Genomic DNA, 25,447 nt, shown 5'->3' on the forward strand with positions numbered 1-25,447 from the left:
AAAAATTCGAAACGAAGTAGATAAAAAGCTGTTCCAAGCTCGAGTTACGAGTTTGGAACAGCTTTTGTCTACAGTCTGAAAAAATTATTGTTGATGTTTCTGGACTCATCCTATACGAACGTTCTTGCGAGCGGTATATATTTTAAGATGATTTGCTTCGTGTTTTTTTTAATGCTTTAAATAAGGTGTGATATTGGCCTTTAAAGGACATGGCTTGTTCAAAAATATCTTCGCCGTCATTCAGCATCTTAACAGTAACCCAACCTAAAGATTCAGTAATAGCACTGGCTACCCCCGCGTTAATGGACGCGCCGGCGATCGTACCGACCCCCGGTACGAACTTGATAATATTCCCCACAGCGCTTCTACCTAAACTAACAACAACTAATTCTTTAGAAATGCTTTTTGCGATTCCCTCGACCCACGATTGACCAAACAACTTGTGTAGTCTAGCCATCATCGTCATTTGAACAGGTACAAGGAGTATCGCATCTGAAAACGGAATAGGTGAACAACCAATGATGGCCGCCGTCAGAGAAGCGGCATGGATGATTCGATGCGCTTTCTTCTTCGTAGCATCATCCACACCCATTAAAAATTCAGAGAAGACGGCATCAAATTGGGTACGGCTTTTTGCTTGGATCTTTTCTGCCGTATGTTTTGACTTCTCAAAAGATCGACGAATGATCCCTGCCGTTTTGTTTGGTAGTTTGGTTAAAACTTCTGCAAAGAATGACTGAAACTCTTCTTGTTCTGCCGATTCTTTCACTGGTTCATCCACTTGTTGCAGCAAAATCTCTTTTTGAGATTTTTTATTTTTGGGAGTGTTTCTCTTTAATTTCATAAAAACCACCTTTAATGATTAGTTGTCATAGATTTAGTTGCTTTCTCAACCTCTTATTTTCATCATACACTAACAAACAAAAATCACCTAAAGCCGCGCTCCAGGTGTTATAATTCTTAACGGAAGCACAAGAAATCAACTTCTTTCTAACAAAAAAGCTCACATGACCGATCCAACGATACCCCCTTTAAACGAGAGTCTCTCCCGTGGTATAATGACTACTTGTTTCTTGGGTATTATGAAAGTGTCATAACCTCTATTCAGAGAAGCGTGTCTAATCGAGCGTGTTTTATTCATATAGGCAGCAGCTGCTGCCAATCCCCACAACAAATCATCAATTGATAAGGAGAAAACAAATCAATGACCTATGCACTTGAAATAAAAGATCTAAAAAAAGTCTATGCGACCGGCGTCGAAGCATTACGCGGTATCAACTTGACAGTTGAAGAAGGTGACTTCTATGCGCTTTTAGGGCCGAACGGTGCTGGCAAATCAACAACCATCGGGATCATTACTTCACTAGTAAACAAATCTTCTGGCAGTGTCAAAGTTTTCGGTTATGATTTGGACAAAGAATTGGTTCAAGTCAAGCAACAAATCGGCTTAGTTCCACAAGAATTCAATTTCAATCCTTTCGAAACAGTACAGCAAATCGTCGTCAATCAAGCGGGCTACTACGGCGTTCCTCGCAAAGAAGCGATCGCTCGTAGCGAAAAATACCTAAAGCAATCCAATTTATGGGAGAAACGCGATGTTCGGGCCAGAATGCTTTCGGGAGGAATGAAGCGCCGTTTGATGATTGCACGGGCTCTGATGCACGAGCCGCGACTCTTAATCCTCGATGAACCAACAGCTGGCGTAGATATCGAACTGCGCCGAGAAATGTGGGCCTTCTTGCAAAAATTAAATAAAAATGGTACGACGATTATTCTAACCACTCACTATTTAGAGGAAGCAGAAATGCTCTGCCGCAACATCGGAATCATTCAATCCGGTGAATTGATCGAAGATACCAGCATGAAGACCCTTTTGTCCAAATTACAGTTTGAGACATTCCTCTTTGACTTAGATACCTATGTGAAACCACCTGTGATCTCCGGCTATAAAAGTGCTTTTGAAGATGATCAAACGTTAGCAGTCGAGATTGAGCGCAATCAAGGCGTTAATGATTTGTTTGAGCAATTTACTAAGCAAGGAATCAAAGTTCTTTCCATGCGCAACAAATCGAATCGTTTAGAGGAACTCTTTTTGAAATTAACCGAAGAAAAGCATGAAGCGGGGGAAAAAAATGTTTAGTCTTTATTTTACAGCATTAAAAAGTCTAGCGGTCAAAGAAACCAACCGCTATTTACGGATTTGGGTCCAAACACTCGTACCACCAGTGATAACGACTTCGTTGTACTTTATTATTTTTGGGAAAATGATTGGCGGCCGTATTGGCGAAATGGGCGGCTTCTCCTACATGGAATTTATCGTTCCCGGGCTGATCATGATGTCAACGATCACCAGTTCTTACGCGAACGTTTCGTCTTCTTTCTTTTCTCAGAAGTTTCAAAAGAATATTGAGGAACTTTTAGTTGCACCCGTACCTACTCATGTGATTATTTGGGGATTTGTTTTCGGTGGTTTGGGCAGAAGTATTTTTGTTGGTATGCTGGTCACAGTGATTTCTCTCTTTTTTGTTCCTTTGCATGTTTTTTCTTGGGTAATGGTTATTCTGACATTAGTGATGACCGCAATTCTTTTCTCACTAGCTGGTTTGCTAAATGGTATCTTTGCCCAATCATTTGACGATGTATCGATCGTGCCAACGTTTGTCCTACAGCCACTGACTTATTTAGGAGGCGTCTTCTATTCCATTTCGATGCTGCCACCAATTTGGCAAGCTATTTCTAAAGTGAATCCAATCGTCTATATGATCTCTGGATTCCGTTATGGCTTTTTGGGCACAACTGATGTGCCGATTTTAGTCTCTGTTCTGATTCTAGTTTTATTCATAATTGTTTTGTACGGTATCTGTTGGAAATTAATTGAAAAAGGCCGCGGTCTACGCAGCTAAGAAACTGACGGCTATCTTTCAATAAAAACAGGAAGGCTGTGCCAAGAACTAAGAGAGTTCTTGGCACAGCCTTTTTCTAATTCTTTTTGCCTTGTCTTTCGGGACTGACCCAAACACCGCTGCCGTGTCCCAAAATTGTTTTGACCGCTGGTATGAAGGTCGTTACGATCGTTAAAGCATTGACCATCCAATAAATCAGCATATAAAATGGTGCAAAAATGAAATACTTGATTTTTCTGCCAGCATCGTCCACCAATAAACTAGTCAACAACTGCATGATCCCAGCAACCATTTCAAAACAAACGAATAGGAAGGCCATTGTCACCATATGATACATTCGTTCAATGTTTCCTTCGAATGCAAAACGAAGAAAAGAAAAGATGAACAGTGCTGAAGAGATCCAAAAGAAGATCGACCAAATAATACTCAATGTTTGATCCACAAACATGACGGACCGACCAATATTTTGAAATGGATGAGTGAATACTTTTTTGAAATTTGTCAGCCAGACTTCTGTACCGCCTTTTGCCCAACGTTTCCGTTGGCGATAAAGCATCTTCATGGTCTCAGGAACTTCCATGAAAAACATGATCCGCGGAGCAAACAAGGACAACCAGCCTTGGAATTGGTGATCCCAGGCAATACTGATATCCTCGGTGGCACGATTTTGGCGGAAGAGTCCCACATCGATCAAAGCATTTTTTCGATACATCGTGTTGGCACCGCTGTATGCATAGATAACACCTAGCACGCCTTGTTGCGTCCGCTTGATAATACCTACGATACTTGAAAATTCAACAGTTTGTGACTTACTGACAATCGTCGTCCGATTCTGAACGTCCATGTTTGCAGTGATCGCTGAAATATTTACCGCATCTTGGCGAATAAAGTAATTGACATATTTCCAGAGTGCATCGGGTTCCGGTACAGTATCTGCATCGTTACTCAAAATCAGTTCTCCATTAGCAAAACCGATCCCGATATTAAAGGCATGGGCTTTTCCTTGGTTTTTTTGGATGCGTACCACTCGTAGATTAGGGTAGGTTTGCTGCAAACGCTTAAGGATTTCTGGTGTTTGATCCGTTGAGCCATCATCTTTGACTAACACTTCGTAACGGGTATAATTCAGTTTATTCATTAAGTAATGAATGGTATCTTTAATGACCACTTCTTCATTATGGGCAGGGACCATGGTCGTGATCATTGGCTCTACTTCTTCGGGAATGGGGATCCATTCAATCTGTTGATGCTTAAACAAATACGTATGACAAAGGACGCCAATGAACCAAGCAAAGCCGCCTAAGATTGGATAAGTAAATAAAATGGCCACTAATAGAAAAAGGAAGAAATCCACTATCGGGTATCCCGTATCGATTTGTTCAATCATAGAGAGACCCCCTTATCTTTATACAACTTTACTATTTCTGTTTCCGTTAGATTTTGTTCCGGTTTCACTTCATAATAACAAACAGAATGCCGCATCTCTTCAGGACCAAAACGGTCATCAAAAAATTCTTCCAACACTTCTTTGCGCTGTTCAAGTTTTCTTTCATCATGCAAGACTTCTTTCCGCAATGTATGGCGAAAACGCCGATTGTTCCTCACGGTCAACAGAACAAAAAGAATAACTAAAAGAACGAAGGAAATTCCTAAAAACAATGCTAACAATCTAAAAATAGTGGCTTCCTCCACATAGGTCCTAAATCGTATTTGAGCGGCTGTTTGCGGAAAGAAAACCGGGAAAGCGACCCAAACGAATGGTACGATCACAGCAATCCACGCAAGCAGTGTCAAAAATGATTGCCACAACGTTAACTTTAAATGTCCTTTTTCAAAAAACAAATCTGAAACCAGCTGTTGACTGACTTCTTCTCTGGTGATTCTTTTTTTCATCCCACATCCTCCTTTTGGCTGTAACTCTCTTCTCCATCTATACATCGCTTATTACTAAAAAGAAGCATCAACCCTGGTAGCGGTCACAAAAACACTTAATCAATAAAAGCTATATTTGACCTCTTGTAGGACTAGGTCTAAGCGAGTATACCTACATTTTAGTTGAATCGATTCGAAAGAAAAAGAAACTAGCTTGCGCCAGTTTCCTTGTGATCCTATTCTTTTAATTCGACTTCCTAAAAAGAAAACCGCTAACAACAATTTCAAAAGTTATCAGGCAAGTCCATTTTTTTGAACACCCACGAATCTTGCTTTTTAGTACCCTTTCATCCAGACAGATTCTAATTGATTTCCGTCCGGATCAAGCACTTCAAAACCAAGCATTTCTTCCTCTGGAATCCCCATCTCTACTTGAAACGACTGTCCCCCATTGGCTTCAGCCGCTTTAGCAAAGTCTCGAGCTCCTTCAGGTGTATCAAAGCTAAATGCGAGCAAGGCAGCATTCGTCTTTTGCGTATCCGCAATCTTTCTACCATTTAAAAACTGTTCATAAAACGCATATTCTGACAGCATCACCCAAATCGTCTCATTCCACATCATTCCACTTGATGTTTCATTCGAAAATTCTTCATTCTTGCTAAAGCCCAACGCTTCATAAAAACTAGTAGCTCGCTTGATATCTTGAACAGGCAAATTGATAAAAACCATCTTTCCCATGCTGTTTCCTCCTTTGACAAACCCCAGCGACATGTCATTGCTCCTTTATTATAAAGGGCCGATCCAGATATACAAAACAATCAATTTGAAGCTATTTTCACAAAAAATGCAGCGGCATTTTTCAGGATGACTCCTTTTCTCCATGCCAGCTGCATTGTTTCATATCGATTTTTCCGTTTGTTTTAAAGACGATCCCTTCTGCTAGCAGCCGCTGCTTTCGTTCTACGGCGGTAAAGCCCACGATCTCGCCGTCTGCTCGTACTACCCGATGGGCTGGTAATGACTCTGGGCAATATTTCATGGCGCGTCCTACAGCTCGTGCACCATTCAAGCGACCTAAAGCCCAAGCTATTGGCTGTAAGAAGCCACTTTGCCATACGGAATCTTCTTTACGAAACGATACACCTCTTCATAAAATGGATTCATACCTATCAAGCAGCTCCTTTCAATCGTTAGCGAATTTGCTTGTTCGCTCAATGTACGATAACTTGCATGCCATAAAGGGCATGTTCATAAAACCATTTTGCATCTGCAACAGTCAAACGGATACACCCATGAGAATTGGCTTTTTGTCCTAGTTCTTCTGCTTCTTCTTCAATGTAATCTCCCGAAGCGTCAATCGGCACCGAATGAAACAAGTAGACGCCATGATCTTTCCAAGATACCCAATAGTTCGCTCCCTCGCCAGAAGATTCATTAAAAAAAGTTTCTCCTCTTTCAGCTTGAATGGAATAAGTTCCTGTAGGCGTTCTTCGGTCTCCTCCTGATCCGGTAGAGCAAACCATCGTATAAAGCACTCGATTCTTCCGCATGATCTTCACCCGCTGGTTTGCCAATGAGACATCGACCCAATCTCCTTCTTGTAAAACAGGATAGGCTTTCTTCTCAGATGGATGACGCCAATCTGCGACGGCTACTTCTGTCGAAGAAGAATCCTCTGAGGATTTAGACGTTCCTGATCTCTCCTTTTTAGTAATTGCATTTTTTTTCGTAGGGATCGTTGCTTTTTTAGGAATGGTCTGTTTGGTCTGTTCTGTAGACTGGTTCTTCTGACCAGCGGCTACGTTATGTGATAGGCTGGCACTAACGATGAATAACAGCACAGCACTCACAAACATACCAATGGTTCTTTTAGGGTATCTTTCTTTCATTATTTCTATCCTTACTAAGCCGTCGAAAAATCTCTCAGGCACAATTTCCAGTTCATTTTACCAAAGCTGCTTCTAAAACGTGATTTTAATCAGCAGTGACAAAACAAGTTAACAGCAGATTTCGTTTCAGCGTCTCTTAAAAAACTCTTGATAAAATGATCCATTAGCAGTTTAACGCCTTTGTAACTAAAAAGCCAGTTAAAAATGAAAGAGTAGAACCAGCCTACAACATCGTGCAGCGCTTCAAACGGATGCGGACAGGCCTCATTCAATCGGGTGGTAACTAAACCCTCGTCCTAAAACTTCAGCTACATTGCTGGCAATTACAAATGCCTGCGGATCAATGCTTTCAATCAATTGTTTGATATCAGCAAATTCTTGATCGTTGACAACGATCAATAAAACTTGTTTCTCACTTCTTCGATGAACACCTTGTGCTTCTAACAAGGTTGCCCCTCTAGAAATTGCCGTTGCAATGGCCGCTTGAATCTCGTCAAGATATTCCTCACTCATGATCATCACAGACTTCTTGCGGTCCATCCCGGTTTCGATATAATTCATCACGATCGAAGTAATCACAATCGAAAGAATCGCAAACAAAAATTCTTCAAACCCAAAAACCAGTAAACTCATTGTTACCACAACCGCATCTGTGGCTAAAAGCCCGATGGAAGGATTGATATGGAAATATTTCTGGAAGATCAGCGGCGGAATCGTAGTTCCGCCACTAGAAGAATTATTTTTATATAAAATAGCAACCCCAGCAGCAAAAATCGCACTCCCAAAAATAACAGACAGCAGACGATCACTGGCCAACATATATTCAGGCACTACGGCAATTGCTAACGGAAAAACTATGCTGCCGAACAGCACCTTGAAGAAAGGCGCTTTCCCCAAAAAAACATAGGCCAGAACCAACATCACACTGTTCAGAACCATGATCACAAGCGCACGGTCCCAGCCCAAAGCAGATTCCATCAAGATTCCAATGCCACTGACCCCTCCAGCTGCAATATGATGAGGACCTAAAAACATGTTGATGCTCACCGCTAGAATCACCAGTGCAGAGAGTATTTTACTATAAGTTATCAATTGCTTCATTGTCTTCCTCTTTTCTTTGATCATCCGAATAGAAGCTGTCATTTTTCCGAGAACTTGTGCTTTTACTATACCCTCATCTCTGAGTTGAGACAAAATTTCTGTTCAGAAGACTGAAACTTTTTTTCTTATAGGATCAAGTACAGGTAAGAAAAATTTGCTCAAAACTTGGTTGTTCAGGAACCTTTTGACTTGCGTTCTGACGTTCATTTTCTCACAGAATCGTTGGAAAAGAGAAGCATTTTTTTCAGCCTTCTCTGAAAATGATCATCCAGAATGCTGCTGCATTTCCATCTTTTTGCACTTGACTCTCTTTAGAGATTCCCTTATTATCAAGGTTAACGATTTTAAATCAGAATTTTCTGAATTTTTAGGCGAGATAAACAAAATGAGGAAGGATGAACCATTTGAAGACAAACAAACAAACCACTTGGTCTGGCGAACCCAACGAAGCAGCAATCCAACTGCTCCAGCAAGAAGGCAAAGTCATCGTTTGCCCCACTAAAGTAGGCTATATTATTGCCGTCTCTGACAAGAAAGGACTAGAACGCAAGTTTTCTGCCAAAAATCGCAAACGTAATAAGCCAGGAGTTGTATTATGCAGCTCATTGGAACAATTACAAGAATTAGCGGAATGGAACGATGAAATTGCGGCAGTTTACCAAAAATGTTGGGACAACGATGTTCTTTTTGGCGCGATCTTACCATGGAAAGAGTCTGGAAAAGCATATATTCCTGACGGATCGCAAGAATTGATGATGGATACCAGGGAAACGAGTTGTTTCGTCATCAAATTCGGCGTTCCTGGAGAACAAATCGCTAAAGCTCTTTGGGAGGAAAAGCAACAGCTATTGTTTGCCAGCTCAGCAAATCCTTCTGGTAAAGGCAATCGTGGTCTGGTGGAAGGAATTGGTGAACAAATCGCTAACGAAGCAGACCTCATCATTGAAAGCAATGACTATGTCGCTTCGATCCAACCAGATAAAACGATAGAGACCCGCTACGAACAAGGAGTCATGGTTTCTTTCGTAGATTCTGCTGGCAAATTGATTCCTCATCAAGGCTCTCAGCGATCGATCACCCCGGCGCCTGTATTGATTCGGAAGGGTTTAGCTGTAGATAAAATCCAACTGTTTTTGTCCGATCACTTCAATTCCTGGGACTATCGCCACGGCGAATACTACTAAGCAATTCATAGATTAGGACATCAGTCCAAGCATTCAACTAACCTTAGCTACGACTCTTCGACCGTAGCTGAGACTTTAGATCGAACTGCTTACAGCTGATGTCCTAATTTTTTGAGGGTAATTCTTGCATACAACAGCATTTTCCTTTCAATACAACTCTTCACAGATCAAATCATTTCTTTGATCGTCATGATAGCGCTCCAGATTTAATGATTCAGCTTACTGGTTACATCAGTCAGTCCCCTGAAAACAGCCTCTTCCTAAAGAATAGAGCTACTATTTCTTGATGATCATCTGAATCGCTTGTTCCAGCTTCTGTGCTTGTTCTTGAGGATCTTTTTCTGGATTCTCGAAACAATCTTTCAAGTTCTCTGCAACAATCATGCCCATCACACGATCGATACTTGAACGTACCGCACTTAACTGAGTGATGATATCGATACATTCCTTCTCTTCTTCGATCATTTTTTGAACCCCACGAATCTGCCCTTCGGCACGTTTTAAACGATTCAGCACATTTTTTTGATCACTTCTTGTCTTATCCATCGTCTCACTCCTTTCCCATTAGAATATACCCTACAATGGTATAACGGTCAAACATTCTATTCGTATCCGCAATGTTAATCAAATCAAATCATTGACAAATATAGAAAAACGGGGTTTAATATACCCCATACCGTATATAAAGGAGAATGTCTATGTTTTCATTGTTTCGTTCTGTCCCTTCCATCTCTATTCGTGATTTTTCCGCAGCACTAACTGCAAAAACGAAAGTTATTGATGTCCGGACGCCCTCTGAATACCGGGGTGGGCATATTCGAAATGCCGCCAATGTCCCATTAAATAAAATCGCCCACTATTCAGGAAAAAAAGAACCGTTATATGTGATCTGTCAATCAGGCGTCCGCAGCAAACAAGCTGCCAAATTATTGATTAAAATGGGCTATGATGCCACAACGATTCGCGGTGGCATGAATCAATGGCAAGGACCAATTCAAGGAGGAAAATAAAATGAAAGTACTGATTGTCGGTGGGGTCGCCGGAGGCATGTCTGCTGCAACTCGATTACGCCGCTTAATGGAAGATGCTGAAATCATTGTTCTAGAGAAAGGTCCTTATGTGTCCTTTGCGAACTGCGGCCTTCCTTACTTTATCGCAGGTGAAATTACTACTCGCGATCAATTACTACTGCAAACACCAGAGTCCTTAAAGGCACGTTTTGGTTTGGATGTTCGTCCAAATCAAGAAGTACTGGCTATTCACCCAGAACAAAAGACTGTGACTATCCATCGAGATTCTGAGACTTATGAAGAATCATATGACAAGTTGATTCTTGCTCCGGGAGCAAAAGCAATCATACCAAAAATCCCAGGATTAGACCGTGCCACAAACTGCCGTCAGTTACGAAACGTGCCGGATATGGATGCTATTTTGCAGAAAATCGATCAACATACCCGCCAAGCCGTCGTAGTCGGTGCCGGCTTTATTGGATTGGAAATGGCAGAAAGTCTGAAAAACCGTGGCTTAGAGGTAACCGTCGTTGAGAAAGCATCGCAGGTTTTACCTTCGATGGATGAAGAAATGGCTGCCTATGTCAAAAATGAATTGATAGCGAAGGGAATCAAGGTCATTACGGGCCAATCCGCAGTTTCTTTTGAAGAAGAAGGGAAAAAAATTCGGTTAGAAGATGACACTGTACTGGACTCAGACCTGACATTATTGTCTATCGGGGTCCAACCAGAATCAAGATTAGCAGCGGAAGCTGGGATCACTACTGGTATTCGAGGAGGAATCCTTGTAGACGAAAACTACCAAACGTCGCAAAAAGACATTTACGCTGTCGGAGATGCTATCGTCACGAAACAACAATTAACTGGAGAAGATGCGTTGATTTCTTTAGCCTCACCAGCTAACCGTCAAGGCCGGCAAGTCGCAGACGTGATCGCTGGTCTGCCGAGGAAAAACCGTGGCAATATTGGAACTGCTATCCTGCGAGTCTTTGGGCTTACAGCAGCCATGACCGGATTAAGCGAGAAAGCAGCAGTATCTGCGGGCTTGCAGCCAGCTGTGATTCATGTCAGCGGAAAAGATCATGCTGGCTATTACCCTGATGCTAAAGATCTGCTATTGAAATTGATTTTTAATAAAGAGACAGGTACTCTCTATGGTGCTCAGGCCGTTGGACAGAGTGGCGTCGATAAACGAATGGATGTATTAGCCACAGCCATCAAAAGTGGATTGACGGTGGCAGATTTAGCAGAACTGGAACTGAGTTATGCACCGCCTTTTGGTTCCGCCAAAGATCCAGTGAACCTGATCGGCTATGCGGCATTGAATCTAATCGAAGGGATCAGTGAGTCAATCCAGTGGCATGAACTTTCTGCAGAATTAGCTGCCGGCAAACAATTACTAGATGTCCGCAATACAGCGGAAATGACTGGCCGCTTCAAAAACGCCCTGCATATTCCGCTGAATGAATTACGAGACCGACTGACTGAACTTGATCCGACTGCTTCTTATATCGTCAGCTGTCATAGCGGACTGCGAAGCTATTTAGCCGAACGGATTCTCAAACAATCTGGCTACGAGGCAAAAAATCTAGACGGGGCTTTTGCGCTTTATCAAACCGTCAGACCGGAGGAAATCATTCATGTATCGCTCGATCACAATGCCTGAATTTTATCAAGCAAGCAAACAACAGAAGTTCCACCTGATTGATGTCAGAGAAGTCGATGAATTTATCAGCGGCCATGTACCAAATGCGCAAAATAATCCGTTATCTCACTTCACTACTGCCAATTTGGAGAAAGACCTTGACTACTACGTGATTTGTCACTCAGGTGCTCGGTCAGAGCAAGCCTGTCACTATATGGACCAGCAAGGGTTCAAGGCGATCAATGTATTAGGCGGCACTTCTGCTTGGCCAGGTGAACTCGTTTAAAACACGTTACACCAAATAAAACCCAATGACCGCTACTTTGATCCAAGTAGCAGTCATTGGGTTTTGGTTTAAACTCGTCAGCTAACTATTCAAAAACAAATTGATTGTGGTAAAGTTCGGCATAAAACCCGTTTTCTGCCAATAATTCTTGATGGCTTCCTTCTTCGATGACTTGCCCCTCCCGCAAGACAACGATTCGATCGGCATTCAAAATCGTCTTTAGACGATGGGCGATGACAAAACTGGTCCGCCCTTTGATGGCTTCATCCATTGCTTGCTGAATCTTTGCTTCCGTCACCGTATCAACATTACTGGTAGCTTCATCCAAAATCAATAAAGATGGATTGGTCAAAATCGTGCGAGCGATACTCATCAACTGCTTTTGCCCGGTACTGAATAGATTGTTTTCTTCCGTGATTGGTGTATCATACCCTTGTTCTAACGTCATGATAAATTCATGGATGTTGGCCTGTTTTGCTGCTGCAATAATCGCTTCCTCACTGGCATCCGGCTTACCAAAAGCAATATTTTCCCGAATCGTCCCAGAAAACAGTACCGAATCTTGCAACACGATCCCCACATGCTCCCGCAATGCATCTAAATCTAACTGTCGAATGTCCTGACCATCAAATGTTACTGAGCCATTCGTCACATCATAGAAGCGATTCAAAAGATTCATGATGGTTGTCTTTCCAGAACCAGTTGGTCCTACCAATGCCACCATTTCACCCTTTTTGACATGGATGGTGACATCTTTAAGGATTAAACGATCACTATCATAACCGAAATCAACATGATTCAATGCCACTTCTTGCTTGATACCAGTGATTTTTTCACCATTTGCCGGTTTTTCTTCATCCGGTTCATCAAACATCTCATTCAAACGACGGGCGCCAGTGATTGCCAATTGAATCATGCTGTAACCAGAAGAAATCTGCATCAACGGTTGATAGTATTGTTGAGAATATTGAACGAAAGTCACCACAAGGCCTAGAGCAACTGAACGTTCCAAATCCCCATTCAATGCTAACCAACCGCCAAAGAAAATCACGATCGCCGTGTTGACCAGCGACATTCCTTGCATCATTGGGAAAAGCAATCCTGAGTATACTTGTCCTTTGTAAGTGGCTTCCCGAACACTTTGGTTGTGCTGCAAAAATCCATCAATCGTTTCTTCTTGAAGACCGTTGGTGATGATGATCCGTTGGCCGCTGATTTTTTCATCAATGTACCCGTTTAGTTTTCCTACTTCATCTTGCTGCAGATCGACATATTTGCGAGCTTTTTGGATCACAATGACTGCAATCAGGATGGCAATTGGTGTAGACGCAATCGTCGCCCAAGCTAATGTGACATTTTGTCGGAACATCATGATCAAAATCCCGATCATCAATACCACATTGGTCAATACTTGCAGCAATGCTTGATTCAAGCTGTTTTGAATGTTATCCAAATCGCTGGTAAAACGACTCAAAATTTCACCATCTTGATGGGAATCAAAAAATTTGATCGTCAATTTTTCCAATTTATTGAATAACCCGATTCGCATCCGATTGGTGGATTTCCCCACCACTTGCGTGAACAAGATACTATAAATAAAGTTTGCTCCACTTGCCAATACGTAAAACAGCAGTAACTTCCAGATGACAGATACGAATTTTGACTTGTCATCTACGCCTTGCATCAATCCACCAACATAATTCGCTAATTCCTGAAAGGCTTGCCCCACATAGACCGGTGCTTGGACTTGCAGATAAGTGGCTGCAATCACGGTAATGAAAATGAAAAAGAAAGAGAGTTTGTATCGTTTTAAATAGTGATAAAAAAACTTGCTTGCTTTGATCAAATCCGTCATAGTTATTCAGCTCCTTTCTGAGTCTCAAAAATTTCCTGATAAATTGGATTGTTGGCAGCTAACTCTTGATGGGTACCTACTCCAACCAGACGACCTTTATCCAACACCAGGATGCGGTCCGCATTCACAACAGAAGCAATTTTCTGTGCAATGATGATCGTGGTGGTAGCTTGCAGTTCTTTTTCAAAGGCTTCACGAACCAGTTTTTCCGAACGAGCATCCAATGCACTCGTACTATCATCTAGAATCAAGATTTTTGGTTCCCCGATGACACCTCGTGAAATAGACAGCCGTTGCTTTTGACCACCAGAAAAATTACTGCTTCGTTCCGCTACGGGTGCTTCAAAACGGTTCGTCAATTTTTGAATGAATTCACTTGCCTGCGCGATTTCTGTTGCATGGGTCATTTCAGGGACAGTGGCGTTCTTTTTGCCGTGGCGCAGATTTTGGGCAATGGTTCCGGAGAAAAGAATCGCTTTTTGTAGAACAAAGGAAACGGTTTGACGTAAGCTTTGCTCATTTACTTCTCGTAAATCGACGCCTCCAACTCGCACGGTTCCTTCTGTTGGATCAAACAAGCGCGGAATCAATTGAGCTAATGTCGATTTCCCTGCACCAGTTGCCCCGACGATCCCAATCATTTCTCCAGGAGCGATTGAAAAACTGATGTCTGTCAAAGCATTTTTCTCATCCCCAGGATAACGGAAAGAAACGTGCTCGAATGCCACACTGCCTGCTAATTCTTGCTGTGGAACATCTTTGTAGGACAAGTCTGGTTCGGTAACCAGAATTTCTTTCAATCGTTTGAGAGAGACCGCTGCCCGAGAAGTCATCATCATCATCATACCGCCGATAATGATCGCCATCATGATCTGCATCAAATAATTCATGAAAGAAGCGATTCCCCCGATCAATGTCGGATCGTCTTTTGCAAGGTCGCTGACAAAGAAGATCGCGCCTACGACCGCTAAGTTGGCTGCCAGCATAAAGGACGGAATCATCACAGAGAAAAGCGTACCAACGATGATGTTGTGTTTTGTTAGTTCGTCGCTGACTTTCGTGAAACTGTTCAATTGATTTTTTTCTTGAACAAATGATTTCACCACACGAATCCCTAAAAGGTTTTCTTTTGCTGCACTATTGATTTTGTCGATCAAATTTTGAATGATCATGAAATGTTTGCCCATCTGTGTAAAAGAAAGACCAGTAATGATCACTACTGCAACGATCAATGCGACGATTACCCACCAAAGTTGAGGCATCGTGGTCATGGCTAAGATAAAGGCACCAATAAATAAGAAAGGAATCCGAAACAACGACTGCAAGGAGATCATCACTAAATTTTGGATTTGGGTGATGTCATTGGTCAGTCGAACCACCAGATTTCCTGCTGAGAATTTCTCGATATTACCAAACGAGAAAGTTTGGATTTTACGAAAGGCTTCTTCACGAATATCCGCACTGACTCCTTGCGCTACTTTGGCAGAGAAAATAGTATTGATGACCCCAGCCACCAGCCCAAACACGGCTAGACCGATCAATTGGACCCCAATCGATTTCATTTCATTGTCGTCTTCTTTAATGATTGCTTCCAATACTTGTTGCAGCAGCTTCGGCTGCCATAACGTAGCCAGTACCATGACAGCTACAGAAACCAGCGCAATGAAGACAGCGCCTTTGTATTTCTTTACATGGCGTAAAACAAGATCCATCTTAAAACACACTCCTTTACAGTTTGACAGGCATTATTTAACACTGTAAAATAAAGCCGGACAATAATTTACCATTTTTAGAAAAATGTTGCAAGCGAACAAAGGATGATTTTTTTATGGGACAAAAGTTATCAAAAGAATCAATTATTCATGCGGCTTTTGCCTACCTAAAGGAAACATCTGACCTTTCTCAGTTAACCATGCGCAAATTGGCAAAAGTACTTTCTGTTCAAGCACCGGCATTGTATTGGTATTTCACGAATAAACAAGAGCTGTTGCAAGCGATGGCTGAAACGATGGAAAATGATCTGCCGGATGTCCCTGCGGGTAGCTGGCAAGAACAGTTGCAAACCTTTATGGCCAATTACTACGATCTCTATCTCCAATATCCCTGTGGTGCAGAACTAGAGATTCATACGATTCCTTCCTATCCTAGCCGACTGCTGCATTTAGAGCAAATGATCACTATATTGATCGAAGCCGGCTTCACTCCTGCCCAAAGCCGTCAAACCGTTCAGGCATTGCATCATCTCTTATTGGGACACTTACTCGATCGTCAAAAAGAAGAACAATTACGAGCAAAAATTGTAACTGGCGATGAAAAATTGCGGGCACATGTCTCTGCTATGCGCAGCTATGTTGTTGAGAATCATTTAAATGGGATGGCAGAAGGCATCCAACAACGCAAACAAATCGACGAACGTCAAGTTTTTCTGGAGAGTATCGCGATTTATCTGGCTGGCTTAAACAAGCGAAATACCTCTCTAAAATAAAAAAACGCCAACAAATCTCACTAAGTTTCCTTAAATCGCTTTCCGATTTCAAGGCACGAGGCTCGTTGGTGTTTTTGTTGCGTTTTTTAAAGCGTTGTTAGTTCTTCTTTTTGTTTTTTCGTCAATTTCTGATAAACCAGTTCATAAGAGGTCAAAATCAACTGTTCAATTTGTTCGTCTGTTACCTCATCCGCTGCTAGACGAATAGAATTCCAGTGGGTTTTATTGGCATAGTATCCGGGAATAATCGCCTCAGGGTATTGTTCACGTAATTCTTCATTGACTTCCGGTTTATTTTTCAACGTAATGATCGCATCATCATTCGCTTCAGGACTCATCATACCAAGCTGTTTGCCGATTAGACCAAAATAAATCGTCCCCCAATCCTCACGATAGGCCACATTAGCACCTGCCAATGACTGACCGTAACTTTTCAGGCGATCGATTCGTTGTTGGATCTGATTATTCATTGCCATCCCTCCGGTTTGAAACTGATTTTTTCTTTAGTGTACCATATCTTAGAGGGTTTCTTTCATAAGCAAACTGTTGATTTAGATAAAAAAACAGACCCGCTAAGCGAGTCTGTGATACGTATGAATGTTTGGCTTGATTAATACCAACCGTTAGCTTCCCAGAATGCTTTTGCTGCAGACCATGAACCATAACGTGAAGCAACATAATTATCGGCTACTTTTTCTTGATTGGCCGCTGAATAGTCCCCATTCAAGTAAGAGTTAGTCAACTGATAACGTCCATAGTATTGGCCATTTGTTGCTGTATAAGAACCGCCAGATTCTTTGTTCGCGATCCATTCTTTAGCTGAAGCTTCTGAGCCTGTTGCTGCAGAACTGCTTGATGCAGATGAGCTTGGGCTTGTTTGTTGGCTGCTGGCAGGTTGTGAAGCTGGTTCTTCATAAGTGACTGATGATTCTGCAGCTGCTGAAGAACGTTCAATTGTATAGCTGGCATCGTCTGTTGGTAAGACCAGTGTTTCACCAACATAGATCAAGTTTTTGTTCGTAATGCCGTTTGCTTCAACAATTTTATCAACGGCTTCTGAGGTGCCAAAATAGTTATAGGCAATCGTAGATAGTGTATCCCCAGATTGCACCGTGTATTCTTCATCAGCAAACGCATCTTGTCCACCTAGAAACACACCCAGACCTGCAAGGACAGCTGTACTAAGCAAAACAGTTTTCAATGACTTCATAAAATAATTCTCCTCATCTTGTAGCGTTTATAGTCTATCGCAGGAGAAATCTCCAACGCATAGACTAGTCTAACACCAGAGAATATTTCATAGGTGAAAATCTCGTTACAGATGATTACGAATGCGTCGAGTTCCTTACGTTTCGTAAGCGTCGCGTAATTCCTTTTGAATCAACAACGATTATCAACATAAAAATATAAATTAGTTATTTTATTTCAATAAAAGTGAATCCCCTCTTTTTTATTTGTGAATTGTTACAAATTGGATGAATTTACACACAGTCGTAACAAAAAAAGCTGCAGCTGAACAGCGCGTTTCCATGAATGCTTGTTGCATCGATTGGAGCAGGCGTTCACTTGCTGCAGCATCTTTCGCTGACACTTTATCAAACCGTTTTTTTCACTGGAATCAACTTATTCATCACAATAGCAGCAATCGCACTTAACGCAATCGGTGAATCCAATAAGTATTGTAGAAATTGCGGAGTTTCTTGTTTGATCTCAGCCGGCATGAACAAAAGACCGATCGCTAAGATTAGCGGAACACCAATAATATAGAGTTCACGTTCAGAAAACTCTTCATTCTTGATCACTCGAAAGCCGCTAAGCAAAATGATCACACAGACAACTGCGAAGACACCACCGATTACCGCTGAAGGTACGGCATGGATCAACGCTGATAACTTGCCGACAAATGACAAGAGGATGAACCAGCAGGAAGCCATCACAAAGACTTTTTTACTGGCAACCCCAGTAATGGAAATGATACCGGCATTTGTTGAATACCCCGTCACTGGTGTCGTTCCTACTAAAGCAGCCACCAGGCAACCGATTCCTTCACCAATGACACCTTTATTGATTTGTTCATCTGTCACAGCTTCCTCAGTGACAGAGCTGACGGCATACCAAGTTCCTGTTGTTTCTGCTAGTAATACCATATAAATCACCAGCATCGTCAAAATAGCTGAAACATCAAAATGAAGACCATAATTGACGAAAATAAGTTTCGGCAAACTGAAAAATGAAGCATCCGCAACAGACTGGAAGCCTACGCCGCCCATGAACCAAGCAATCAGCGTCCCGATCATTAAGGCAATAATCACCGAGCTAATCCGGAAATATTTACCTAAACGAGGGAAGTAATCACCTAACATCGAGAATAAAATCAAAATTGCTGCTGTCACTGCAGCCAAAAACATGTTCTGATTAGCCGATAATGTCTCAGTAGCTGGATAAATGTTGCTGGTAAAAGCTGTAGGTAACAATGTCAGTCCAACGATCATGATAATCGTGCCACTGACGATCGTGGGAATAAAGTTGCGGACAATATACTTATAGATCCCTGTCATCCCTAAAAGAATAACAGCCAATGCCCCGACAATACTAGCTCCTAAGACAGTATCCATACCTTGCGCTCCAAAATAGATACCAATGATTGCGCCTACTGGTACAAAGGACGGCCCTTGACAGACGGGCAATTTCAAGAAAAAGAGAACTTGGATCAGCGAAGCAATCCCAGCACCTAAAAAGGTGGATTGGATCAGCCCGGCTGCATCCGACGAGCTCATGGCAACAGCAGTTGCAATAATAAAGGGTGGGACATACACATCCATTGCCAACACGTGTTGTAAGCCAAGAACAATGGCTTGTCCTAAAGGTATATCTTCATTCATTCCGATCGTTAAACGATTACTTCTGGTTTCCACAGTATCAATCTCCTCATTTTTCATGTACTTTTTTTCCTTGCACCCAGACCTGACGAATGTTTTCAGCCGTTGCTAGATACAAAATCTTTTGTAATTGTTCTTTCGGTTGGTTCAGTACACCAAAAGCTGGCAATGGATTACCAGAATAACAAGTATCGATCACTTGAAGGTCGCAAGCGTAGCCTTCCTTGATAAGACCAATCGGTAGTCGTAGCGCTTCGCCCCCTCCTTTTGTCGCCAATGAAAAAGCGTCGATGACTGAGATACGCGCATTCGCAACACCTCGATTCGTTTGGGGCAATGTAACATCCACACCGTCTTCTAACATGCGGGAAGACATAACAGCTTGCTTGATATTGTCATACAAACTTGGAGAAAAGCCGCCGGAGATATCTGTGCCTAGTCCAATCGTTACGCCTTGTTCTTTAAGCCGATTGATAGGGATCACACCATTGGCAAAGTACGCATTGGAAATCGGGCAGTGAGCAACAGCAGTCCCTGTTTCCACAAAGATCTCACCATCTTTTTCATCGATAAAATTACAATGAGCCATCACAGCTTTTTCTCCCAGTAAGCCAAAATCCCGCAAGACTTCTGTGTCGGTTTTACCAAATCGTTCCAAGACGTGATCGTGTTCCCATTGGCCTTCACTGCAATGGGATTGTACATGGACATCGTATTTTTGTGCGAGTTGTCCTAACCCAGCCAGACCTTCATCCGTGCAGCTTGGGACGAATCGTGGTGTCACTACTGGATAGACTCCTTGACGTGTCGTTTTTGCCAACTTTTGGACTTCTTTAATGAAGGTTTCGGTCTCTGCTAGTGCCGTAGCAGTTGAGGCATCTCGATAAAAATCTGGGTTCGCGTCGGGATCATCCATGACTACTTTCCCCACTAGCCCTCGTTGACCCTTCTCAGCACAAATCTTGGCTAATTGTAAACTTGCTTCCAAATGAACGGTCGCAAAATAAAGAACCGTCGTTGTTCCTCGAGCCAGTAGTTGCGCAACTAAATCTTGGTACACTTCTGAAGCAAAACTTGAGTCCGCGTATTTTGCTTCCAACGGGAAGGTACACTCATCTAGCCATACATTCAACGGCTCATCCAATGCAACTCCTGCTTGCGGCCATTGGGGTGCATGAACGTGCAAGTCGACGAATCCCGGTAAAAAATACTGTCCCTTCTGCAATTCAACTAGCATTCCTTGTTTGGCAGCTGCCAGCATTTCTGGATAGTCTGATTGTTCTGTTGTGACCACCCTTTTGATCATCCCTTCAGCATCCACGCAAATGAGGACATCCTCTAAGTATTCCAGCACGCCATCTGTGGGTGTATGAAATACAGAACCTTTAAAATATTTTGTTATTGACATAAGTTTTCTCCTTTAACAAACTGCATCAGACTGCTGCTTTGACATTAGCAGTTTTCATTAAAATAAGCATCAATGGTTTTATTTTACATTCATTCGGATTTTTTTCAATAAAAACCGTACATTAATCCTGACAAAAAGAATCTAATGTTCGTTTTTAAGGCAAAAAAAAGACATTTGGTGTGTTCACCAAATGTCTTTCCTTCACTTAAAGCTGAATTGTCGTACCACTATTGCCAGCTAAAGTTTCCGCCGCTTTTTCCAATGAAGCGATCACTGCTTGACGCCCATCCTTGGAAGCAGCAAATGCGATCGCTGCTTCCACTTTTGGCAACATACTACCAGGTGCAAATTGATTTCGGTCAATGTACGTTTGCATTTCAGCGACAGTGGCTGTTGTCAATCCTCGTTGATCTGGTTGACCATAGTTGACAAAGACTTGGTCAACAGCGGTTAAGATAATAAAGATATCCGCATCGATCAGTGCCGCCATCTTGGCTGCAGCAAAGTCTTTGTCAATCACCGCGTCAACTCCTTTATAGCGAGTGCCTTCATAAACCACTGGTATGCCGCCTCCGCCACATGCAATCACCACTTGACCTGCATCTACTAATGTTTTTAGACTGATTTTTTCATAAATGTCCACTGGTTTAGGAGAAGGAACGACCCGACGCCAACCTCGGCCTGCATCTTCTATATAAGTGTCGCCGCTTTCAGTCATTAATTGCTGAGCCTTAGCTTCACTATAGTAGCCACCGATTGGTTTCGTTGGATTCGTAAAAGCTGGATCAGCTGGATCGACCACCACTTGCGTCAACATGGAAACGACCGGAATATGTGCCAATCCGCGAGAAACAAGCTCTTCATCAATCGCTTGTTGCAAATGGTAACCGATGTACCCTTGACTCATAGCTGTGCATTCAGGAAATGGCATGACGTCTTCTTGCGTTTTGCTGGTTTCCTCAAATGCTAAGCGAATTTTGCCAACTTGAGGACCATTCCCGTGAGCAATCACCACGTGATGGCCGTCACTGATTAGATCAGCAATCGATTTTGCTGCCACTTGGGCTTTGGTCAATTGTTCGTGCGCAGAGTCGCCTAAAGCATTTCCGCCTAAAGCGATGACAATTTTTGACATACGTCTCCTCCTATCTTTGCGGTTGTTGTTGCGTGATACAGTGAATATTCCCGCCACCGTATACGATCTCAACTGTATTTACGCCCACAACTTCTTTATCTGGGAAAATCTCTGCTATTTCTTCAAGTGCCCGCGCATCATTTTCGTCTCCGTATTGAGGAACGATCACACCGTTGTTTGTAATTAGAAAGTTCATATAAGAAGCAATACAAATGTCGCCATCTTCTCGCGGCATGGTTCCTTCTACGTAATCAATCTTGAAATCCCCATTGATCGTGACATTTTCTACTGGGCAGCAAAGCTTATGAACTTTTAATTTGCGGCCTTTGGCATCGGTCATTTCATTCAAACGCTTGTATGCAGCTTGAGCCGCTTCATAAAATGGGCTGTTTTTATCTTCAGTATAGATACAAGCCACTTCTCCAGGACGTACAAAACATGCCACGTCATCCACATGTCCATTGGTTTCTTCCGGATCGATCCCGTCAGCTAACCAAAGGACCTTCTCACAGTTCAAGTAGTCGCATAATTTTTGTTCGATTTCTGCTTTTGTCATATGGGGGTTCCGGCCATTACTCAACAAACACATCTCCGTCGTTAACACAGTGCCTTCCCCATCGACATGGAAGGATCCCCCTTCTAAAATAAACCCTTCCGTCCGATAAGAATCCACTTGCTCGATCTCACAGATCTTTTGAGCAACTAAATCATCTTGATCCCAAGGAAAATACAAGCCATCGACTAATCCGCCCCAAGCATTAAATCCCCAGTCATTGCCTCGTAATTCGCCTTTGTCGTTGATGACAAAGCTAGGACCACAGTCACGAATCCATGCATCGTTATTGGACATTTCATAGACAGTGATGTCTGCAGGCAATTGACGACGGCAGTTTTGATATTGTTGTTGCGACACGACCACATTCATTGGCGTGAATTTGCTGATCGCTTTTGCGACTTCAGCAAATGCTTCTTGAGCTGGTTTGGCCCCATCACGCCAGTTATCCGGGCGCTCTGGCCAAATCATCCATACTTTCTCTTGTGGTTCAAACTCTCCGGGCATTCTAAACCCGTCTTGTTTCGGTGTGGTCTTTTCGATTCGTTTCGCCATGATACAGCACTCCTTCTTTTTTGATTTTTTTGATCCAGATAATGGCTTCACCAACGAGGGCAAATACAATTGCTCCAATCGTGATTGGTAATTGCTGACTCAGTGATTCAGCGTCAAATTGCAAAGGAAGCGCTGTGAAAATCAATGAGATCACGATCATGATCATCGGTAGTGCGACTAATACCTTCAAGAACAAATCGCTGCCGCTCACCTTGAAAGGTCGAGGTGTGTCTGTATCAATTTTACGTAATTTATAAAACGCAGGAAACACAGGGACATACGATAGTAGGAACATTACTAGGTTCAGTGAGAAAAATGCCCAGAATAAATCTTGATTTGGTAAAATTGGGGCGATGACGACGACGATAGAAGCAACGATACCATTCATAATCGCCGCACCAGTAGGCATGCCATTTTTTTTGCTGCGTTTGGCAAATACTTTCGGCATATCGCCATTTTCGGCCGCATAGCAAGCAGTATTATTGACCCCTAACGACCAAGAAATCATGTTGCCAAACAATGTCAGCAAGAACAAAAAGGCCATCGAAATAATGAACCAGCCGCCTGTTGATCCTGTCAATAATTTAAAACTATCCATCAATCCACTGCCGGTACTGATTTGATCCGTAGGAATCGCTACACCGATCCCGAAAGCAGAAAAAATGTAAATGGCGGCAATCACCAGTCCACCGGCAATGATCGATTGAGGAATTTGCTTCTTAGGGTTTTCCATGTCACTTGCAAATGTACAAATCACTTCGAATCCTAATAAGTTAAAAATGATTACCGAGATAAAAGACAAACTATTCAAATTGAAGCTTGGCAGCATCGAAGAAAGAGTGAACTCATTCGCAACACCTTTGGTAAGGGCCGTATAGAGACCTAAGCCACCAATCAAGATTGCTAACAGCATCTTGATCACTGCTGCCCCATTCAAAATCCACACACTGTCACTGACCGGATAAAAACTGATCCAAACGATGACCCATATAAAAATCAGTTCGATCACGATAGCAGCCACCGTGGAAAATTCACGACCTGTGATAGTCGTCAACAAGTCAGGACAGACTACGGCTAGAGAGGCTAACCATAATGGATAATTGATCCAGTAGTACCAAGAAACCCGAGAACCCCAGCGATGACCGAAAGCTTGTGTCACCCAATCATAAATACCACCATCACCAATATACGTTGTTCCTAATTCTGATGAGATTAACCCATAGGGCAAAAGGAACGCAACCAATAGAAAGATCCACCAAAAAAACTGTGAATTTCCGATTGCTGCTACCGGTGCAGCCGCTTCTGCCACAAATACAACACAAATAACCGATAAGATAGCACTCATCAAACTAAATTTTTTCTTTTCTCCCATTGTTTTCTTCCTTTCCGGTACAAGGGAATAAGGGTTGACCAACGATTGAAGGATTCTTGCAACTAGCGGATTTCTCTCTCGTGAATCCCAGTTCAGCACATAAGCTGCGACATTATTAGAACGAGCTTCCGCTCAAAAGAATCGATTCGCAGTTCGTTGGCCCCTCCTCAAGAACCAAAACAGTCTTCACGCATCCCCTTGATACGCAGACTATTTCCTTTCCTCATCTCTTGCGTCTAGTTTCATCTAACAAAACTTCCAAGTCTTTTTCAGCCGCTGCTTTTTTGGTCTCGTCGATTGGATTTTTATCCGCATAATCTCGCATCAAGTACACTAAGAGACCGCGAATCGACGTTAACCGGTTTTCTGCTTCATCAAAACAGATCGAGTTTGGTCCATCCATGACCTCATCCGTGACTTCTTCTCCACGAGTGGCAGGTAAGCAGTGCATAAATTTCGCTTGTTCACCAGCGCGTTTCATCAAGTCAGCGTTCACTTGGTATTTAGGGTAAAAAATACGCATGCGTTCCTCTTCTGATAATTCTGCTTCATACAGTCCATACCAAACATCTGTATAAACAAAATCCGAACCTTCGATCACATCGATTTGATCTGATATCGTATAGGAACCGCCAGAATCTTTACAAATCGCGTCTAATCGTGCGCGATGGTCTTCGTTTAACTGGAACCCTTCTGGACCAAATTGAACGAATTCCATCCCCATTTTTGTTGCAATCAATCCTAAAGAGAAACAGACTTGTGTGGCATCACCAATAAAGGAAATCTTGCAGTCTTCGATTTTTTTGCCTGCTGGAAGATGTTCGATCATGGTGCAAAGATCGCCAAGTTCCTGCGTTGGATGGTTGAAGTCAGACATACCATTAATAACTGGGATCGTCGCATTCGTTGCTAAGTCATACACACTATGATGCCGTTCCACGCGAGCCATCAAAATGTCAACTAAACGAGAAAGAACACGGCTTGTGTCTTCTATCGTTTCATGACCACCCAATTGAATTTGTCCTGGTGCGAGATATTCTGCATGTCCTCCTAATTGTGTCATTGCTGTTTCAAAAGAAACCCGAGTTCTGGTAGATGATTGTTGGAAAATCATCCCTAATACTTTGTTCTTTAGTAAAGGGGGGTAATAACCATTTTTGATGGCCGCTTTGATTTTCAATGACAGGTCAACGATTTGTTGGATCTCCTCCTTCGTGTAATTTTCCGTTGTAATAAAATCTCTTTTTTCCATAATGAAACCTCCTAAGTGATTTGTTTGCTTTTGCATCTTCACTTTAGGTAAAAAAGGCGGAGT

The 25,447-nt window shown here is 42.4% G+C and carries 25 protein-coding genes; 7 read left to right on the forward strand and 18 right to left on the reverse strand.

All coding sequences use genetic code 11. The features are described 5' to 3' along the window. Nucleotides 1-142: 142 nt before the first annotated feature. The gene (locus AB5Z52_RS00815; protein WP_034704047.1) at nt 143-844 is read right to left on the reverse strand and encodes a YcjF family protein; all 702 of its coding nucleotides are present in this window, start codon (nt 842-844) and stop codon (nt 143-145) included. Between the two features lie 360 nt (nt 845-1,204). On the opposite strand from AB5Z52_RS00815, the gene AB5Z52_RS00820 reads away from it, so the two are divergent. Continuing rightward, complete coding sequence (locus tag AB5Z52_RS00820) at nt 1,205-2,140, forward strand: ABC transporter ATP-binding protein (protein WP_003125657.1); 936 nt, start codon at nt 1,205-1,207, stop codon at nt 2,138-2,140. After that, nucleotides 2,133-2,903, forward strand: a complete 771-nt coding sequence (locus tag AB5Z52_RS00825) for an ABC transporter permease (protein WP_086269026.1) — start codon at nt 2,133-2,135, stop codon at nt 2,901-2,903. The genes AB5Z52_RS00820 and AB5Z52_RS00825 overlap by 8 nt, the downstream gene beginning before the upstream one ends. A 76-nt stretch (nt 2,904-2,979) precedes the next feature. On the opposite strand, the gene AB5Z52_RS00830 is transcribed toward AB5Z52_RS00825, so the two are convergent. From AB5Z52_RS00830 to AB5Z52_RS00855, 6 genes are all read right to left on the reverse strand, one after another. After that, nucleotides 2,980-4,290, reverse strand: coding sequence for a glycosyltransferase (locus tag AB5Z52_RS00830; protein ID WP_288551431.1), 1,311 nt, complete (start codon nt 4,288-4,290; stop codon nt 2,980-2,982). Further along, on the reverse strand, nt 4,287-4,796 hold the full coding sequence (locus AB5Z52_RS00835) for a hypothetical protein (RefSeq protein WP_005470580.1): 510 nt from the start codon (nt 4,794-4,796) through the stop codon (nt 4,287-4,289). The genes AB5Z52_RS00830 and AB5Z52_RS00835 overlap by 4 nt, the downstream gene beginning before the upstream one ends. 315 nt (nt 4,797-5,111) lie before the next feature. Further along, nucleotides 5,112-5,513, reverse strand: coding sequence for a VOC family protein (locus tag AB5Z52_RS00840; RefSeq protein WP_288551432.1), 402 nt, complete (start codon nt 5,511-5,513; stop codon nt 5,112-5,114). Nucleotides 5,514-5,634: 121 nt separating this feature from the next. Further along, complete coding sequence (locus tag AB5Z52_RS00845) at nt 5,635-5,814, reverse strand: hypothetical protein (RefSeq protein ID WP_353939393.1); 180 nt, start codon at nt 5,812-5,814, stop codon at nt 5,635-5,637. Between the two features lie 172 nt (nt 5,815-5,986). Further along, complete coding sequence (locus tag AB5Z52_RS00850) at nt 5,987-6,664, reverse strand: L,D-transpeptidase (RefSeq protein WP_005470576.1); 678 nt, start codon at nt 6,662-6,664, stop codon at nt 5,987-5,989. A gap of 264 nt (nt 6,665-6,928) precedes the next feature. Then, complete coding sequence (locus tag AB5Z52_RS00855) at nt 6,929-7,765, reverse strand: YitT family protein (RefSeq protein ID WP_003125648.1); 837 nt, start codon at nt 7,763-7,765, stop codon at nt 6,929-6,931. 395 nt (nt 7,766-8,160) lie between these two features. Here AB5Z52_RS00855 and AB5Z52_RS00860 point away from each other — a divergent pair, with 395 nt between their 5' ends. Beyond that, on the forward strand, nt 8,161-8,949 hold the full coding sequence (locus tag AB5Z52_RS00860) for an L-threonylcarbamoyladenylate synthase (protein WP_003125646.1): 789 nt from the start codon (nt 8,161-8,163) through the stop codon (nt 8,947-8,949). Between the two features lie 276 nt (nt 8,950-9,225). Here the strand turns inward: AB5Z52_RS00860 and AB5Z52_RS00865 are convergent, their stop codons facing one another. Next, nucleotides 9,226-9,495, reverse strand: a complete 270-nt coding sequence (locus AB5Z52_RS00865) for a metal-sensitive transcriptional regulator (protein WP_003125645.1) — start codon at nt 9,493-9,495, stop codon at nt 9,226-9,228. A 152-nt stretch (nt 9,496-9,647) separates the two neighbouring features. On the opposite strand from AB5Z52_RS00865, the gene AB5Z52_RS00870 reads away from it, so the two are divergent. Genes AB5Z52_RS00870 through AB5Z52_RS00880 form a run of 3 tightly spaced genes read left to right on the forward strand, consistent with a single transcriptional unit; the run spans nt 9,648 to nt 11,890 of the window. After that, complete coding sequence (locus tag AB5Z52_RS00870; RefSeq protein ID WP_003125644.1) at nt 9,648-9,959, forward strand: rhodanese-like domain-containing protein; 312 nt, start codon at nt 9,648-9,650, stop codon at nt 9,957-9,959. 1 nt (nt 9,960) lies between these two features. Next, entirely contained in the window at nt 9,961-11,625 is a 1,665-nt protein-coding gene (locus AB5Z52_RS00875; RefSeq protein ID WP_005470570.1) for an FAD-dependent oxidoreductase, read from the forward strand. Continuing rightward, nucleotides 11,600-11,890 (forward strand): rhodanese-like domain-containing protein, encoded by a 291-nt coding sequence (locus AB5Z52_RS00880; protein ID WP_003125640.1) that lies wholly within the window; start codon nt 11,600-11,602, stop codon nt 11,888-11,890. The genes AB5Z52_RS00875 and AB5Z52_RS00880 overlap by 26 nt, the downstream gene beginning before the upstream one ends. Nucleotides 11,891-11,975: 85 nt before the next feature. Here the strand turns inward: AB5Z52_RS00880 and AB5Z52_RS00885 are convergent, their stop codons facing one another. Both AB5Z52_RS00885 and AB5Z52_RS00890 read right to left on the reverse strand, forming a co-directional pair. Next, on the reverse strand, nt 11,976-13,745 hold the full coding sequence (locus tag AB5Z52_RS00885) for an ABC transporter ATP-binding protein (RefSeq protein WP_003125639.1): 1,770 nt from the start codon (nt 13,743-13,745) through the stop codon (nt 11,976-11,978). Between the two features lie 2 nt (nt 13,746-13,747). Next, nucleotides 13,748-15,457 (reverse strand): ABC transporter ATP-binding protein, encoded by a 1,710-nt coding sequence (locus AB5Z52_RS00890; RefSeq protein ID WP_005470568.1) that lies wholly within the window; start codon nt 15,455-15,457, stop codon nt 13,748-13,750. Between the two features lie 116 nt (nt 15,458-15,573). On the opposite strand from AB5Z52_RS00890, the gene AB5Z52_RS00895 reads away from it, so the two are divergent. Next, a complete protein-coding gene (locus tag AB5Z52_RS00895) occupies nt 15,574-16,230 on the forward strand; it encodes a TetR/AcrR family transcriptional regulator C-terminal domain-containing protein (RefSeq protein WP_288551434.1) in 657 nt (218 codons plus the stop codon). Nucleotides 16,231-16,316: 86 nt separating this feature from the next. On the opposite strand, the gene AB5Z52_RS00900 is transcribed toward AB5Z52_RS00895, so the two are convergent. The 8 genes from AB5Z52_RS00900 to ptcA all read right to left on the reverse strand — a co-directional run bounded on the left by AB5Z52_RS00900 (nt 16,317) and on the right by ptcA (nt 25,384). Continuing rightward, nucleotides 16,317-16,700 carry an MmcQ/YjbR family DNA-binding protein gene (locus tag AB5Z52_RS00900; RefSeq protein ID WP_288551435.1) on the reverse strand — a complete coding sequence of 128 codons (384 nt, stop codon included), beginning with the start codon at nt 16,698-16,700 and terminating at the stop codon, nt 16,317-16,319. 140 nt (nt 16,701-16,840) lie between these two features. Continuing rightward, nucleotides 16,841-17,440, reverse strand: coding sequence for a LysM peptidoglycan-binding domain-containing protein (locus tag AB5Z52_RS00905; protein ID WP_005470564.1), 600 nt, complete (start codon nt 17,438-17,440; stop codon nt 16,841-16,843). A gap of 385 nt (nt 17,441-17,825) precedes the next feature. Further along, on the reverse strand, nt 17,826-19,169 hold the full coding sequence (locus AB5Z52_RS00910; RefSeq protein ID WP_003125633.1) for a uracil-xanthine permease family protein: 1,344 nt from the start codon (nt 19,167-19,169) through the stop codon (nt 17,826-17,828). Then, nucleotides 19,159-20,517: a guanine deaminase gene (gene guaD / locus AB5Z52_RS00915; RefSeq protein WP_160805928.1), complete on the reverse strand. Its 1,359-nt coding sequence runs from the start codon at nt 20,515-20,517 to the stop codon at nt 19,159-19,161. Before guaD ends, AB5Z52_RS00910 begins: the two co-directional genes overlap by 11 nt. 205 nt (nt 20,518-20,722) lie before the next feature. After that, a complete protein-coding gene (arcC, locus tag AB5Z52_RS00920; RefSeq protein WP_142434569.1) occupies nt 20,723-21,652 on the reverse strand; it encodes a carbamate kinase in 930 nt (309 codons plus the stop codon). Between the two features lie 10 nt (nt 21,653-21,662). Further along, nucleotides 21,663-22,760, reverse strand: a complete 1,098-nt coding sequence (gene aguA, locus AB5Z52_RS00925; protein WP_288551436.1) for an agmatine deiminase — start codon at nt 22,758-22,760, stop codon at nt 21,663-21,665. Continuing rightward, nucleotides 22,714-24,132, reverse strand: coding sequence for an APC family permease (locus AB5Z52_RS00930; protein WP_288551437.1), 1,419 nt, complete (start codon nt 24,130-24,132; stop codon nt 22,714-22,716). The genes aguA and AB5Z52_RS00930 overlap by 47 nt, the downstream gene beginning before the upstream one ends. Nucleotides 24,133-24,355: 223 nt before the next feature. Then, nucleotides 24,356-25,384: a putrescine carbamoyltransferase gene (ptcA, locus tag AB5Z52_RS00935; RefSeq protein ID WP_003125626.1), complete on the reverse strand. Its 1,029-nt coding sequence runs from the start codon at nt 25,382-25,384 to the stop codon at nt 24,356-24,358. Nucleotides 25,385-25,447 lie beyond the last annotated feature (63 nt).

Source organism: Enterococcus sp. RTP21361st1_A6_RTP21361_211029, from assembly GCF_040910045.1.
GTDB classification, from domain to species: Bacteria; Bacillota; Bacilli; order Lactobacillales; family Enterococcaceae; genus Enterococcus_D; species Enterococcus_D gallinarum.

What these genes read in the sequence shown, in the direction of transcription:
- AB5Z52_RS00815 (WP_034704047.1), bottom strand. Translation starts at nt 844, where the DNA reads ATGAAATTAAAGAGAAACACTCCCAAAAATAAAAAATCTCAAAAAGAG.
- AB5Z52_RS00820 (WP_003125657.1), top strand. Translation starts at nt 1,205, where the DNA reads ATGACCTATGCACTTGAAATAAAAGATCTAAAAAAAGTCTATGCGACC.
- AB5Z52_RS00825 (WP_086269026.1), top strand. Translation starts at nt 2,133, where the DNA reads ATGTTTAGTCTTTATTTTACAGCATTAAAAAGTCTAGCGGTCAAAGAA.
- AB5Z52_RS00830 (WP_288551431.1), bottom strand. Translation starts at nt 4,290, where the DNA reads ATGATTGAACAAATCGATACGGGATACCCGATAGTGGATTTCTTCCTT.
- AB5Z52_RS00835 (WP_005470580.1), bottom strand. Translation starts at nt 4,796, where the DNA reads ATGAAAAAAAGAATCACCAGAGAAGAAGTCAGTCAACAGCTGGTTTCA.
- AB5Z52_RS00840 (WP_288551432.1), bottom strand. Translation starts at nt 5,513, where the DNA reads ATGGGAAAGATGGTTTTTATCAATTTGCCTGTTCAAGATATCAAGCGA.
- AB5Z52_RS00845 (WP_353939393.1), bottom strand. Translation starts at nt 5,814, where the DNA reads ATGAAATATTGCCCAGAGTCATTACCAGCCCATCGGGTAGTACGAGCA.
- AB5Z52_RS00850 (WP_005470576.1), bottom strand. Translation starts at nt 6,664, where the DNA reads ATGAAAGAAAGATACCCTAAAAGAACCATTGGTATGTTTGTGAGTGCT.
- AB5Z52_RS00855 (WP_003125648.1), bottom strand. Translation starts at nt 7,765, where the DNA reads ATGAAGCAATTGATAACTTATAGTAAAATACTCTCTGCACTGGTGATT.
- AB5Z52_RS00860 (WP_003125646.1), top strand. Translation starts at nt 8,161, where the DNA reads ATGAACCATTTGAAGACAAACAAACAAACCACTTGGTCTGGCGAACCC.
- AB5Z52_RS00865 (WP_003125645.1), bottom strand. Translation starts at nt 9,495, where the DNA reads ATGGATAAGACAAGAAGTGATCAAAAAAATGTGCTGAATCGTTTAAAA.
- AB5Z52_RS00870 (WP_003125644.1), top strand. Translation starts at nt 9,648, where the DNA reads ATGTTTTCATTGTTTCGTTCTGTCCCTTCCATCTCTATTCGTGATTTT.
- AB5Z52_RS00875 (WP_005470570.1), top strand. Translation starts at nt 9,961, where the DNA reads ATGAAAGTACTGATTGTCGGTGGGGTCGCCGGAGGCATGTCTGCTGCA.
- AB5Z52_RS00880 (WP_003125640.1), top strand. Translation starts at nt 11,600, where the DNA reads ATGTATCGCTCGATCACAATGCCTGAATTTTATCAAGCAAGCAAACAA.
- AB5Z52_RS00885 (WP_003125639.1), bottom strand. Translation starts at nt 13,745, where the DNA reads ATGACGGATTTGATCAAAGCAAGCAAGTTTTTTTATCACTATTTAAAA.
- AB5Z52_RS00890 (WP_005470568.1), bottom strand. Translation starts at nt 15,457, where the DNA reads ATGGATCTTGTTTTACGCCATGTAAAGAAATACAAAGGCGCTGTCTTC.
- AB5Z52_RS00895 (WP_288551434.1), top strand. Translation starts at nt 15,574, where the DNA reads ATGGGACAAAAGTTATCAAAAGAATCAATTATTCATGCGGCTTTTGCC.
- AB5Z52_RS00900 (WP_288551435.1), bottom strand. Translation starts at nt 16,700, where the DNA reads ATGAATAATCAGATCCAACAACGAATCGATCGCCTGAAAAGTTACGGT.
- AB5Z52_RS00905 (WP_005470564.1), bottom strand. Translation starts at nt 17,440, where the DNA reads ATGAAGTCATTGAAAACTGTTTTGCTTAGTACAGCTGTCCTTGCAGGT.
- AB5Z52_RS00910 (WP_003125633.1), bottom strand. Translation starts at nt 19,169, where the DNA reads ATGAAAAATGAGGAGATTGATACTGTGGAAACCAGAAGTAATCGTTTA.
- guaD (WP_160805928.1), bottom strand. Translation starts at nt 20,517, where the DNA reads ATGTCAATAACAAAATATTTTAAAGGTTCTGTATTTCATACACCCACA.
- arcC (WP_142434569.1), bottom strand. Translation starts at nt 21,652, where the DNA reads ATGTCAAAAATTGTCATCGCTTTAGGCGGAAATGCTTTAGGCGACTCT.
- aguA (WP_288551436.1), bottom strand. Translation starts at nt 22,760, where the DNA reads ATGGCGAAACGAATCGAAAAGACCACACCGAAACAAGACGGGTTTAGA.
- AB5Z52_RS00930 (WP_288551437.1), bottom strand. Translation starts at nt 24,132, where the DNA reads ATGGGAGAAAAGAAAAAATTTAGTTTGATGAGTGCTATCTTATCGGTT.
- ptcA (WP_003125626.1), bottom strand. Translation starts at nt 25,384, where the DNA reads ATGGAAAAAAGAGATTTTATTACAACGGAAAATTACACGAAGGAGGAG.